This is a genomic window from Microbispora sp. H10949, assembly GCF_014161435.1.
Classification (GTDB): Bacteria; Actinomycetota; Actinomycetes; order Streptosporangiales; family Streptosporangiaceae; genus Microbispora; species Microbispora triticiradicis.
Genome location: NZ_JABBWZ010000003.1, coordinates 702,540 through 715,428, shown reverse-complemented (window position 1 = coordinate 715,428; position 12,889 = coordinate 702,540). Strand labels below are relative to the sequence as shown.

Below are 12,889 nucleotides of genomic sequence, written 5' to 3'. Positions count from 1 at the left end.
TGTTAAGCACGCCGCCAGCGTTCGTCCTGAGCCAGGATCAAACTCTCCAAACAATGTCTGAAAAGTGTCACCCCTGGCCGGCACCCCCCGGCTAAGGAAAGGCACCGTCAAAGGAATCCGCCACCAACACGGTGACGGGGTCATGCATGATTCATGCACTGGCTTTTAGCACACTGTTGAGTTCTCAAGAAACGGACGCGACCACCATCACCCAGAACCCGTGAAGGGTCCCGAGATCCAGGGCGATTACTTCCGTCCGGCCGACTCTTCGGCGATCACCGTGTCACAGACCCGAAGCGGATCATGTGATCTCGGCCGATGCTCTTGTCAGAGTGACCTTCCCCTTTCGGGGCAACCACTCCATCTTAAACCCTCGCCCGCCTCACGTCAAACCTCTCGGTTCCGCCGTGCCGCAGACGACCCCGATCCGGCGCGAGCGCCTCATCTGGGTGGTTGTCGGAGTGGCTTGCCCGTCGGGGCCCGGCCGCCTCTCGGCGTCCCGCTCTCCCCGGGGGCGAGGAAAACATTAGGCAACGTCCGCCCGGCCGTCAAATCACGCCGAGATGGCCAAAACCCCAGGCCAGACAGCGACTTCTGGTCATCGCTGCCGCCAAGGCCACAAGATTGTTACCTGCGCCACAAGGAACCTTGACCGCGAAAGAGCCGCCCCGGACCGGTCGGCCGGGACGGCTCCAAGCGATCGACGTACCGACGATCAGGCGACCTCGATGCCGCCGACCGTCTTCTTGCCGCGGCGGAGCACGAGGAACCGGCCGTGCAGCAGATCCTCCGCGGAGGGCACGTACTCCTCATCGGTGATCTTCGTGTTGTTCAGGTACGCGCCGCCCTCCTTCACGGCCCGGCGCGCCGCGGACTTGGACTCGACGAGCCCGCTCTGCGCGAGCAGGTCGACGTACGACGCCCCCAGGGCGGGGACGACCGCCTTCGGCACCTCCGCGAGAGCCGACTCCAGGGTGCGGGCGTCCAGTTCCGCGAGCGAACCCTGCCCGAACAACGCACGCGATGCCGCGATCACCCGGGCGAGCTCGTCGGCGCCGTGCACCAGGGTGGTCAGGTCCTCGGCCAGCGCGCGCTGCGCCGCCCGGGCCGCCGGCCGTTCCGCCACCGCCTTCTCCAGCTCCTCGATCTCCTCCCTCGTACGGAAGGTGAAGACCTTGAGGAACCGCACGACGTCCCGGTCGTCGGCGTTGAGCCAGTACTGGTAGAAGGAGTAGGGCGAGGTCAGCGCGGGGTCGAGCCACACGGCGCCGCCGGCCGTCTTGCCGAACTTGGTGCCGTCGGCCTTGGTGATCAGCTTGCCGGTGAGCGCGTGGACATGGGCGCTCTCCACCCGCCGGATGAGATCGACACCGGCGGTGATGTTGCCCCACTGGTCGCTGCCGCCCAGCTGGAGCGTGCACCCATGCCGGCGGTACAGCTCCAGGTAGTCGTTGGCCTGCAGGATCTGGTAGCTGAACTCGGTGTAGCTGAGTCCTTCACCGGCCAGCCGCGCGGAGACCGACTCCCTGGCGAGCATCCGGTTGACCGGGAAGTGCTTGCCGATGTCGCGCAGGAAGTCGATCGCGCTCAGCTCGGCCGTCCAGTCGAGGTTGCTGACCAGCGTGGCCGCGGTCGGCCCTTCCTCGAAGGTGAGAAACTTCTCCACCTGCACCCTGATGCGGGACACCCATTCGGCGACGATGTCGCTGGAGTTGAGCGCCCGCTCCGTGCTGCGCCCGCTCGGATCGCCGATCAGGCCTGTCGCGCCGCCGACCAGCCCGATCGGGCGATGTCCCGCCCGCTGGAAGCGGGTCAGGATGAGCAGGGTCGCGAGGTTGCCCACGTGCAGCGAGGGCGCGGTCGGGTCGAAGCCCGCATACACGGTGATCGGACCGTCGGCCAGCGCCTTGCGCAGCGCGTCGATGTCGGTGGTCTGCGCGATCACATCGCGCCACTCGAGTTCGTCGAGGATGTCACCCATCTCCGACGTCGGCACGATATTGCCTGAAGTTACGGTCACGGTCGTGGCTTTCGCTTATCGATGGTGGGTGTACGGGCTTCCGTACAAGCCTGCCTGATCACGGAACCCTATCGCCACTTCTTGGCGACTCGTCAGCGCGCGGCTCGGCCACGGCGCCTGGGGACGTGCGCGCGGTACGGAGAGACGGTGGGGTCACCGTCGATCCAGAACCTCCAGGGGGTGTCGGCGCCGGCGGACACTCCGGTGCGCGGGCCCGTCCTCACCTGGCCGGACGGCACCGACCGGCCCTCGTGCACCTGGATGGGGCCACCCGAGCAGCAGTCCGTGCCGTTGTGCTCCTTCACCAGGCCGAGGGCCACCGCGAGCCGGGCCGGTCCCCTGGCGAGATCCCGGTCGGGAACCCGCCGGGCCACGCCCTCCATCCCGGGACCGTCGGCGTGCGGCATGCGGCGGATGCGGGCGGTGTGCACGCCCGCGACCACCTCCCCCGCCCGTAACAGGACGGCCGAGCCGGTGCCCGCGGGCATGCACACGAGGTTCGCGCAGTAGTGCATGCCGTACGTGAAGTAGACGTAGAGGTGTCCCGGCTCGCCGAACATGACGGCATTGCGTGGCGTGCGCCCCCGGTAGGTGTGGGAGGCCGGGTCCTGCCCCGGGCCGCCGTACGCCTCGACCTCGCTCAGCCGGACCGCCACCGACCCGTGCACGACCACCCGGCCGAGGAGATCGGGGGCGACCACCTCCGAAGGGCGGTCGAAGAAGTCGCGGCCGAGCGGCTCGCCCGCGACGTCGTCGATCAGTTCTCGTTCGCCCATGCCGCCTGGCCGTCGACGATCTCCCGGAGGTTCGCGACCTGGCCACGGACCCGGTCGGGCGCCGTGCCGCCGAAGGCGCTGCGGGCGGCCAGCGCCCCGTGCACGTTCAGCACGTCGCGGACGCTCGCGCCCGTCTCGTCCACCGCGAAGTGCGGCGAGACCTTCGCCAGTTCCTCGTCGGTCAGTTCGCCGAGGTCCTTGTCGTTCACCTGGCACCACACCACCAGATGGCCGACGGCCTCGTGCGCGTCCCGGAACGGGACGCCGCGGCGGACCAGCAACTCGGCGAGGTCGGTCGCCAGCGCGAACCCGTCGGGCGCGCTGGTCTCCAGCTTGGCCTTGTTGACCCGCATCGTGGCGATCATGCCGGACACGGCCGGGAGCACCAGGAGCAGGGTGTCGACCGCGTCGAAGACGGGCTCCTTGTCCTCCTGGAGGTCGCGGTTGTAGGTGAGCGGCAGGCCCTTCAGCGTCGTCAGCAGTGACATCAGCGCGCCGATCAGCCGGCCGCTCTTGCCCCTGGCCAGCTCGGCGACGTCGGGATTCTTCTTCTGCGGCATGATCGAGGATCCGGTCGAGTAGGCGTCGTCCACCTCGATCCACCGGAACTCCTGCGAAGCCCACAGCACGACCTCCTCGCCGAGCCGGGAGACGTGCACGCCGATCATCGCCGCGCAGAACAGGAACTCGGCGGCGAAGTCACGGTCGGCGACCGCGTCCATCGAGTTCGGCGCCGGGGCGTCGAACCCGAGTTCGGCGGCGACGGCGGCGGGGTCGAGCGGCAGGGAGGATCCGGCCAGCGCGCCGGAACCCAGCGGCGAGACCGCCGCGCGCCTGTCCCAGTCCCGCAGCCGGTCCACGTCCCGGGTCAGCGGGTGGACGTGGGCGAGAAGCTGGTGGCCGAACGACACCGGCTGGGCGTGCTGCAGGTGCGTCATGCCGGGCGCCGCGACGTCGGCGTTCTCCTCGGCCTGGCTGATCAGCGCGGTCTCCAGTTCGACCAGCCTGGAGACGATCGTGCGGACGTGGTCACGCAGGTAGAGGCGCAGGTCGGTGGCCACCTGGTCGTTGCGGCTGCGGCCGGCCCGCAGCTTGCCGCCCAGCGAGCCGAGCCGCTCCAGCAGGCCGCGCTCCAGCGCCGTGTGCACGTCCTCGTCGGCGACGGTGGGACGGAACTCCCCCTTCCGGCAGGCCCGGTCGAGATCGTCGAGCGCGCCCAGCATGCGGTCGAGTTCCTCCTGCGTCAGGAGGCCGGCGCGGTGCAGCACGCGTGCGTGCGCGCGCGAAGCCAGCAGATCGTACGGCGCGAGGCGCCAGTCGAACTGCACACTCACCGACAGGCGCGTGAGGGCGTCCGCGGGTCCCCCCTCGAACCTGCCACCCCAGAGCCGCATCGGCTTGTTGTCCGCCACCGTCTTCTCCCTCCGATTTCCATATCTCCGCCGGCAAAAGGCGACCGCGTGCGTTTCCGCGAGGAGCCCTCGTACGGAGATCTCACGCCTTTCCGGTCGTCCCCTGGACGAGCGCTCGGCGCGTTTCTCCGTATGAATCCTCGTGGTGGATCCTCCTACCGGATCCTCGTGCGGGACTAATCCGCGACCTTAGCCGACGGGTGGACCGGTCCCCGCACACGGACCGGCCCCGCACAGTCACGCTTCCTCGTCTCCATGAGAGTGATCGTGGACGTCGGCGGTGAGCTTGTGCCTGGTCACGTCCGGCGTCCTGCGGGTGGCCAGGCTGAGCAGGGATTCCGCCAGCGCCTGCCCTCCCGTGGGGCTCCTGCTGATCACGAGGATCGTGTCGTCACCGGCCACCGTGCCGAGGATCGAGTCCCAGCCCGCGTGGTCGACGGCCGAGGCGAGGAACTGGGCCGCCCCCGGAGGCGTGCGGAGGATCACCAGGTTGGCGGACGCCTCCGCCGACACCAGGAGTTCCTCGGCGATCCTGCGCAGGCGCGCGTCGGGGTTCTCGGTGAATCCGTTGGCGGCGCCGGCCCGGTAGATCGGGATCCGGCCGCCGCCCTCACCGGGCAGCGCGTAGACCAGAGTACCGTCGTCGGCCCGCAGCTTGAGCGCGCCGAGCTCGTCGAGATCCCGGGAGAGGGTGGCCTGGGTCACCTCCACTCCCTGCTCCGCCAGCAGCCTGGCCAGCTCGGGCTGCGAGCGGACCTTGTGCCGGGTCAGCAACTCGACGATCCGGGCGTGCCGCGCCGCCTTGGTGAGCGGGATGCTCACAACCCCTCCGCGCTCCGCGTCACGAGCCAGTGCAGCAACGCCTTCTGCGCGTGCAGCCGGTTCTCCGCCTGGTCCCACACGACGCTGCGCGGTCCGTCGATGACGTCGGCGGCCATCTCCAGCCCCCGGTACGCCGGCAGGCAGTGCAGCACGATCGCGTCAGGGTCGGCCAGGGAGAGCAGAGCCGTGTTCACCTGGTAGGGCGTGAAGGCCGCCACCCGCTCGTCCTTGCCGTCCTGACCCATCGAGACCCAGGTGTCGGTGGCGATCACGTGCGCCCCGGCCGCGGCCGCCTCGGGATCGCTGAGCGCCACGACCGATCCCCCGGTGGACGCCGCGATCTCGGCGGCCCGGTCCAGCACCGAGGCATCGGGCAGGTAACCCGCGGGCGCCCCGATCCGGACGTGCATCCCGGCCATGGCGCAGCCCAGGAGGTAGGAGTGCGCCATGTTGTTGGCGCCGTCGCCGAGGTAGGCGAGTGTCAGCCCGCCGGCCGTGCCCTTGTGCTCCCGGATCGTCTGCAGGTCGGCGAGGATCTGGCAGGGGTGGAACTCGTCGGTCAGCGAGTTCACCACCGGCACCGACGAGTAGGCCGCCATCGTCTCGATGCGCTCCTGGCCTCCCGTCCGCCAGACGATCGCCGCGACCTGCCGGGACAGCACCCGCGCGGTGTCCTCGACGGGCTCGCCTCGTCCCATCTGCGAGGTGCCGCCATCCATGATCAGCGGCAGCCCGCCCAGCTCCGCCACGCCCACGGAGAACGAGACGCGAGTCCGGGTCGACGGCTTGTCGAAGAGGAGGGCGACCGCCTGAGGGCCTTCGAACGGCCGGTAACCGAACCGGTCCTTCTTCATCGCCTCGGCGAGGTCGAGCACCTGCGCCTGCTCCTGGGGAGACAGGTCGTCGTCGCGCAGGAAGTGCCGGACCCGCGCGGCGGTGTTCACGAGGTTGTCGTCAGGCATCGGCGGCCTCCAGGATGCCGGGCAGCGCGTCGAGGAAGACCCGCGCGTCGGGTTCGGTGATCACAAGCGGCGGCGCGAGCCGGACCGCCTCGGGCTGCAGCGCGTTGACGAGGAAACCGGCCTCCTGGGCCGCGGCCTGCACCTGTGCCGACTTGGGGGCGGTCAGCACGGCGGCGAGCCACAGTCCGCGTCCCCTGACGCCCTTGAGCAGCGGGTGCCGCACGGCGGCGATGCCCTCGGAGAGGAGCGCTCCCACACGCGCGGCGTTGCCGAGCAGGCCGTCGCGCTCGATGGTGCCGAGCACCGCCAGCGCCGCGGCGCACGAGACCGGGTTGCCGCCGAAGGTCGAGCCGTGGTCTCCCTTGGTGAAGACCTCGCCGGCCTCTCCCAGGCCGACGCAGGCTCCGATCGGCATGCCCCCGCCGAGCCCTTTGGCCAGGGTCACGATGTCCGGGACGACTCCCTCCGCCTGGTGGGCGAACCAGTGCCCGGTGCGGCCGATGGCCGACTGGATCTCGTCGGCGACCAGGAGGGCGCCCGTGGCGGAGCAGATCTCCCGGGCCGCGCGGAAATAGCCCTCGGGCGGCGGGACGACCCCGGCCTCGCCCTGCGTGGGCTCCAGGAAGACCGCGGCGCAGTCCTCGGTCACGGCGTTCTTGAGCGCGTCCGCGTCGCCGTACGGAACGAACCGCACGTCGAGCGGGAACGGGCCGAACTGGTCGCGGATCGACTGCTTGCCGGTGAGTGACAGCGCGCCGAGCGTGCGGCCGTGGAAGCCGTTCTCCGCCGCCACCATGTAGCCGCGGCCGTGGGTCCGGCCGTACTTGATGGCGATCTTCAGCGCGGCCTCGTTGGCCTCGGTGCCGGAGTTGGCGAGGAAGACCCGGGCCGGCTCCCCGAGCAGGGTGCGCAGCCTCTCGGCGAGCAGCACCTCCTGCTCGTGCAGGAACAGGTTGGAGGTGTGGGCGAGCGTGGCGACCTGTCGCGACACCGCTTCGACCAGGGCCGGGTGGCCGTGCCCGAGCGAACTCACCGCGATGCCGCCGATGAGGTCGAGGTAGCGGCGCCCGTCCACGTCCCAGACGGCGCAGCCCTCGCCGCGTGCCAGGGCGACGGGTGGCACCCCGTAGTTGTGCATGAACGCCGACGCGAATCGTTCGCGCAGTTCGTCGTTGCCGGTCACCTGGCATCCCCTCCGCTCACGACGCCGTTTGCGACTTTCACCGGGCTCCGGCCGTCCGTCCCCGGGCCCGCGTCCGGCTCGACCATCGTGCCGATTCCCTCGTCGGTGAAGACCTCCAGCAGCAGGGCGTGCGGCACCCGCCCGTCGAGCACGTGCGCCTGCGGGACGCCGCCGCGCACGGCCGTCAGGCATGCTTCCATCTTCGGCACCATCCCGCTGGACAGCGAGGGCAGCAGCGCGGCGAGTTCCGAGGCGGTGATCCGGCTGACCACTTCCAAGCCCGAGCCCGGTTCCTCGCCTTCGCCCGGAGGCTGCCAATCCGCGTACAGCCCCTCGACGTCGGTCAGGACGATCAGCTTCGACGCCTTGAGCGCGACGGCGAGCGCCGCGGCCGCGGTGTCGGCGTTGACGTTGTAGATCCCGCCGTCGTCGCCGCGGGCCACCGACGACACCACCGGGATGCGCCCGTCGTCCAGCAGGGCCTGCACGGCTCCCGCCTCGACGCGGACGATCTCCCCCACCTGCCCGATGTCGACTTTGACGCCGTCGACCGTCACGTGCTTGCGCTCTGCCGTGAACAGGTGGGCGTCCTCGCCGGACATGCCGACCGCGAACGGCCCGTGCCCGTTGATCAGCCCGACGACGTCGCGGTTGACCTGCCCCACGAGCACCATCCGGACGACCTGCATGGCCTCCGGGGTGGTCACCCGCAGGCCGGACACGAAGTGGCTGTCGATCCCGAGCAGGTCGAGGTGCGACTGGATCTGCGGCCCGCCGCCGTGCACGATGACCGGGCGCAGTCCCGCGTAGCGCAGGAAGACCACGTCGGCGGCGAACTTGGCCCGCAGGTGCTCCTCGGTCATCGCGTTCCCGCCGTACTTGATGACGACGGTCGCGCCGTGGAAGCGGGCGAGCCAGGGCAGGGCCTCGATCAGTGTGTGCGCCTTGTCCAGGGCGCCGTTGCGTCGGACGCTCATGACGAGTACGCCGAGTTCTCGTGCACGTAGGCCGCCGTGAGGTCGGTGGTGTGCACGGTCGCGCTGTGCGGGCCGGCGGACAGGTCGATCGTGATGGTCACGTCGCGCGGGCGCAGGTCGACCTTCGAGCGGTCGTCGCCGGCGGCGCCTCCCCGGCAGATCCAGATGCCGTTGACGGCCACGTTCACCCGCTCGGCCTCGAAGACCGCGTCGGTGGTGCCGACCGCGCTGACCACCCGGCCCCAGTTGGGGTCCTCGCCGTGGATCGCGCATTTCAGCAGGTTCGAGCGGGCCACTGCCCGGCCCACCGCCACCGCGTCGTCCTCCGACGCCGCGCCCACGACCTCGATCGCGATCGCCTTGGTGGCGCCCTCGGCGTCGACCAGAAGCTGCCGGGACAGGTCGGCGCAGACGGCGGTGACGACCTTCTCGAACTCGGCGAGGTCGGGGCGGACGCCGGACGCGCCGCTGGCGAGCAGCAGCACCGTGTCGTTCGTCGACATGCAGCCGTCGGTGTCGAGCCGGTCGAACGTCACCGCCGTCGCCTTGCGCAGCACCGTGTCGAGCTCCTCGGAACCGAGCTCGGCGTCGGTGGTCAGCACGCACAGCATGGTGGCCAGGCCGGGCGCGAGCATCCCCGCGCCCTTGGCCATGCCGCCCACCATGTAACCCCCCTCGCCACGGCGGAAGGAGATCTTGCTGACGGTGTCGGTGGTCCGGATCGCGTCCGCGGCGGCCAGCCCGCCGTCCCGGCTGAGCTGGGCCGCGGCCGTTCCCACGCCGCCGAGCAGCGCGTCGAGCGGGAGCCTCTCGCCGATCAGCCCGGTCGAGCACACCGCGATCTCGGCGGCGGAGTCGCCGAGGACCTCGGCCGCCTTCTCGGCGGTGGCGTGGGTGTCCTGGAAGCCCAGGGGGCCGGTGCAGGCGTTGGCACCGCCGGAGTTGAGCACGACCGCCCTGACCCGGCCGCCGTCGAGAACCTGGGCGGACCACAGGACCGGCGCGGCCTTGAACCGGTTGCGGGTGAAGACCCCCGCCGCGGCCCGCGAGGGGCCGTCGTTCACGACCAGGGCGAGATCGCGGGCGCCGCCGCTCTTGATCCCGGCGACGACTCCGGCGGCGCGGAAGCCCAGGGGTGCGGTGACGCTCATGCACGCTCCTCGGAAGGGAAGGTCTTGCTCACGGGGCGACTCCATTGGTGGGAAGGCCGAGTTCTTCCGGAAGACCGAGCGCGAGGTTGGCGCTCTGGATCGCGCCGCCCGCGGTGCCCTTGGTGAGGTTGTCGACGGCGACGACGGCCACGATCCGCCCGGCCCGCTGGTCCAGGGCGACCTGCAGGACCGCGGTGTTCGCCCCGACCGTCATCGCCGTGGCCGGCCACACGCCCTCGGGCAGCAGGTGGAGGAACGGCTCGTCCTTGACCGCCGCCTCGTACGCCTCCCGCACGGCGGCGGGGGTCGTCCCGGAGGCGGCGGGAGCCGTACAGGTGGCGAGGATGCCGCGGCTCATGGGCGCGAGGGTCGGCGTGAACGACACGCGGACGGGCCGCCCGGCGACCGCCGACAGGTTCTGCTCCATCTCCGGCGTGTGCCGGTGGACCCCGCCGACTCCGTACGCACCGACCGAGCCCATGACCTCGCTGCCGAGCAGGTGGGCCTTGGGGGCGCGGCCGGCCCCGGAGGTGCCGCTGGCCGCGACCACCACCACGTCGGGCTCGGCGAGCCCGGCCGCGAAGGCGGGGAACAGCGCCAGGGTCGCGGCGGTCGGGTAGCAGCCGGGCACGGCGATCCGCCGGGCGCCCCGCAGGACCTCCCGCTGGCCGGGCAGTTCGGGAAGGCCGTAGGGCCAGGTGCCCGCGTGGACGCCTCCGTAGAAGGCCGTCCACTCCTCCGCGCTGGCCAGCCGGAAGTCGGCGCCGCAGTCGACGACCAGCGTGCCGTCGCCGAGTTCGGCCGCGACGGCGGCCGACTGACCGTGCGGCAGCGCGAGGAAGACCACATCGTGCCCGGCCAGCGCCTGCGGGGTAGTCTGCTCGATGACCCGGTCGGCCAGGGACGGCAGGTGGGGCTGGTGCGCGCCCAGTCTCGTGCCGGCGCTGGACGCCGCGGTGAGCGCGCCGATCTCGATGTCGGGGTGGCCCAGCAGCAGGCGGAGGAGCTCTCCCCCCGCGTATCCGCTCGCTCCGGCGATCGCCGCCCTCATCGGCCCCCCAGACTCCCCTGCATGGCTATGCAGGCAACCTCATGTTCTTGCTTGTGTAGAGAGTATGCACCGCCGGGCATGGGCATGCAAGCGGCGTTTCGCGAGGTGGACACCTGGCGGCCATACCTACCGGTCGGTATCGTGAAACCTCCGGTTAACGTATTCATCCGGGAGCACGTTCATCATGACGATCACGCACGAACAGGTCCAAGCCCAGCTCACCGCGCCCGGTCAGCTCTTCGAGATGGAAGAGGTCGAGGTCGGCGGCAGCAGGATCCGGGCGTGGAAACACGCCCCCGCGACCTTCCGCGCGCTCCTGGAGATCACCCGCTTCCACGGGGACAAGGTGTTCGTCGTCTACGAGGACGAGCGGATCACCTACGAGGAGCACTTCCGGCTGGTCGCGACCCTCGCCAACCGGCTCGTGGACGACTACGGCGTACGCGCGGGCGACCGCGTCGCCCTCGCCATGCGCAACTATCCGGAATGGATCGTCTCCTTCTCCGCCGTGCTCGCCGCCGGCGCGGTCGCCGTCCCGCTGAACGCCTGGTGGACCGAGCAGGAACTGGAGTACGGCCTCGGCGACTCGGGTGCGAAGCTGGTGATCGCAGACGGCGAGCGCGCCGCGCGGATGTCCGGCAGCGGCCTGCCCATGATCGTCGCCCGCGGGGAGGGCGCCAACTGGGCCGGCGTCCTCGGCGAGGTGCGCGCCGACGTGACGCTGCCCCCGGTCGACCTCCACCCCGACGACCCGGCGACCATCTTCTACACCTCCGGCACGACCGGCAGGTCCAAGGGCGCGCTCGGCAGCCACCGCAACCTCGGCCAGGCGCCGATGACCGTGGCGTACGCCATGATGCGCACCGTGGCCCTGGCGGGCAGAGACGTGTCCTCGGCGGCCGGGAAGCGCAGGATCACCCTGCTGACCGTGCCGCTCTTCCACGTCACCGGGTGCTTCGCCGTACTGATGACCACGATGTTCAGCGGCGGCGGGCTCGTGCTGATGTACAGGTGGGACCCCAAGCGGGCCCTGGAGCTCATCGAACGTGAGCGCGTCACCATACTGAGCGGCGTCCCGACCAACGCCTGGCAGCTGCTGTCCCATCCCGACCTGGGCGGCCACGACATCTCGTCGCTCGGCTCGATCTCGTACGGCGGCGCGCCCGCGCCGCCCAGGCTGCTGGAACGGATCACCGAGACGCTTCCCGAGCGGACGCCCGCGAACGGGTACGGCATGACCGAGACGACCGCGCTGGCCATCTACAACAGCGGCCGGGACTACCTGGCCAAGCCCGGCAGCATCGGCCGCCCGCTCGCGGTGGTGGATGTGAAGATCTGCGACCCGTACGGCGCCGAACTGCCGCCCGGCGAGGTCGGCGAGCTGTGCGTGCGCGGGCCGATCGTGATCAGCGGCTACTGGAACCGTCCGGACGCGACCGCCGAGACGTTCGTGGACGGCTGGCTGCACACCGGCGACCTGGCCCGCGTCGACGAGGAGGGCTTCGTCTACATCGTCGACCGGGCCAAGGACATGGTCATCCGGGGTGGCGAGAACGTCTACTGCGCGGAGGTCGAGGCCGCCCTGTTCGAACACCCGGCGGTGGACGACGTGGCCGTGATCGGCGTACCCGACGACGAGATGGGCGAGCAGGTCGGCGCGGTGGTCCGGTTGAAGCCGGGCGCCGAGGCCACCGGTGAGGAACTGAGCGGCTTCCTGCGCGGCCGGATCGCGGCGTTCAAGGTGCCGTCGCGGTTCTGGTTCAGGGAGGCCGAACTGCCGCGCAACCCGGGCGGCAAGGTGCTCAAGACCCGTCTGCGCAAGGAGACGCTCGGTCTCTGACCGGGCCCCAGGACGGTTCGAACCGGGAGAGGCGGTCCTTGCTGTAGGCCTGGATGCAGGGCGCGCGGACGTCCGGTGACGTGCCCGGGACCCCGCTCGTGTAGTTGAGCAGCATCCGTACGGCGGCGGGAGAGTCCTCGCGGCCGCCCGGTCGAGGGGTCAGTACGACTACCGCCACTTCGCAACGGCGTGGGCATACTCGCTCGGATCCCAGCGCCGCCAGATACCGGCATGCTTTCCTGAGAAGTCGCCGTTGCCGGCGACGTACAGAACCCTGTACTTCTCGACGTCGACGTCCGCATCGCCGTCCTTATCCTTCTTCGTGTACAGAGCGGTCACCCGGAACGGTTGACCGTGGTTGGACACGGTGACCGTTTGCTGACGACCGTCGGCGAGGACGTCCAGGGCCAAAGAGAACGAGCAAGAGTGCCTCAGGGTGGAGGCGTAGATCAGAAATGCCATGTCCTCGTCTCGCTTCAGGGAGATGGTTCTGAGCGAGAAATAGTCTCCCCTGGGATCGAAGCCATGTGATGAGCCCGGCCACCACGGGCGCCGCGATCGTGGTGCCGGCCCATTTGATGACAGCCGGGCGTTTCAACCAGTTGACGATTCTCGTCCGACGACCGGCCGATGAGGGGCGTGACTCCATCCGCATGCTCCCGATCCGACACCATGACCGCCGCACGGTATGAAGA

General features: G+C 70.4%; 11 protein-coding genes. 1 reads left to right on the top strand and 10 read right to left on the bottom strand.

The genetic code is table 11. The features are described from left to right. Positions 1–715: 715 nt before the first annotated feature. The 9 genes from tyrS to argC form a co-directional block, all read right to left on the bottom strand. Complete coding sequence (gene tyrS, locus HHX40_RS10585) at positions 716–1,981, bottom strand: tyrosine--tRNA ligase (protein ID WP_182880356.1); 1,266 nt, start codon at positions 1,979–1,981, stop codon at positions 716–718. Positions 1,982–2,112: 131 nt separating this feature from the next. Beyond that, a complete protein-coding gene (locus tag HHX40_RS10580) occupies positions 2,113–2,796 on the bottom strand; it encodes a DNA-3-methyladenine glycosylase (protein WP_182880355.1) in 684 nt (227 codons plus the stop codon). Then, positions 2,778–4,190: an argininosuccinate lyase gene (gene argH, locus HHX40_RS10575; protein WP_182880416.1), complete on the bottom strand. Its 1,413-nt coding sequence runs from the start codon at positions 4,188–4,190 to the stop codon at positions 2,778–2,780. Before argH ends, HHX40_RS10580 begins: the two co-directional genes overlap by 19 nt. A gap of 255 nt (positions 4,191–4,445) precedes the next feature. Continuing rightward, positions 4,446–5,030 carry an arginine repressor gene (locus HHX40_RS10570; RefSeq protein WP_117408341.1) on the bottom strand — a complete coding sequence of 195 codons (585 nt, stop codon included), beginning with the start codon at positions 5,028–5,030 and terminating at the stop codon, positions 4,446–4,448. Then, the gene (argF, locus tag HHX40_RS10565; protein WP_182880354.1) at positions 5,027–5,992 is read right to left on the bottom strand and encodes an ornithine carbamoyltransferase; all 966 of its coding nucleotides are present in this window, start codon (positions 5,990–5,992) and stop codon (positions 5,027–5,029) included. Before argF ends, HHX40_RS10570 begins: the two co-directional genes overlap by 4 nt. Next, on the bottom strand, positions 5,985–7,175 hold the full coding sequence (locus tag HHX40_RS10560) for an acetylornithine transaminase (RefSeq protein WP_182880353.1): 1,191 nt from the start codon (positions 7,173–7,175) through the stop codon (positions 5,985–5,987). The genes argF and HHX40_RS10560 overlap by 8 nt, the downstream gene beginning before the upstream one ends. Beyond that, entirely contained in the window at positions 7,172–8,152 is a 981-nt protein-coding gene (argB, locus tag HHX40_RS10555) for an acetylglutamate kinase (protein WP_117408338.1), read from the bottom strand. The genes HHX40_RS10560 and argB overlap by 4 nt, the downstream gene beginning before the upstream one ends. Next, on the bottom strand, positions 8,149–9,303 hold the full coding sequence (argJ, locus tag HHX40_RS10550) for a bifunctional glutamate N-acetyltransferase/amino-acid acetyltransferase ArgJ (RefSeq protein ID WP_117408337.1): 1,155 nt from the start codon (positions 9,301–9,303) through the stop codon (positions 8,149–8,151). The genes argB and argJ overlap by 4 nt, the downstream gene beginning before the upstream one ends. 28 nt (positions 9,304–9,331) lie before the next feature. Further along, entirely contained in the window at positions 9,332–10,354 is a 1,023-nt protein-coding gene (gene argC, locus HHX40_RS10545) for an N-acetyl-gamma-glutamyl-phosphate reductase (RefSeq protein WP_182880352.1), read from the bottom strand. Positions 10,355–10,538: 184 nt separating this feature from the next. Here argC and HHX40_RS10540 point away from each other — a divergent pair, with 184 nt between their 5' ends. After that, positions 10,539–12,194 carry a class I adenylate-forming enzyme family protein gene (locus HHX40_RS10540; RefSeq protein ID WP_182880351.1) on the top strand — a complete coding sequence of 552 codons (1,656 nt, stop codon included), beginning with the start codon at positions 10,539–10,541 and terminating at the stop codon, positions 12,192–12,194. A gap of 168 nt (positions 12,195–12,362) precedes the next feature. Here HHX40_RS10540 and HHX40_RS10535 read toward each other — a convergent pair whose 3' ends face one another. After that, entirely contained in the window at positions 12,363–12,656 is a 294-nt protein-coding gene (locus HHX40_RS10535) for a hypothetical protein (RefSeq protein ID WP_182880350.1), read from the bottom strand. Between the last annotated feature and the right edge of the window lie 233 nt (positions 12,657–12,889).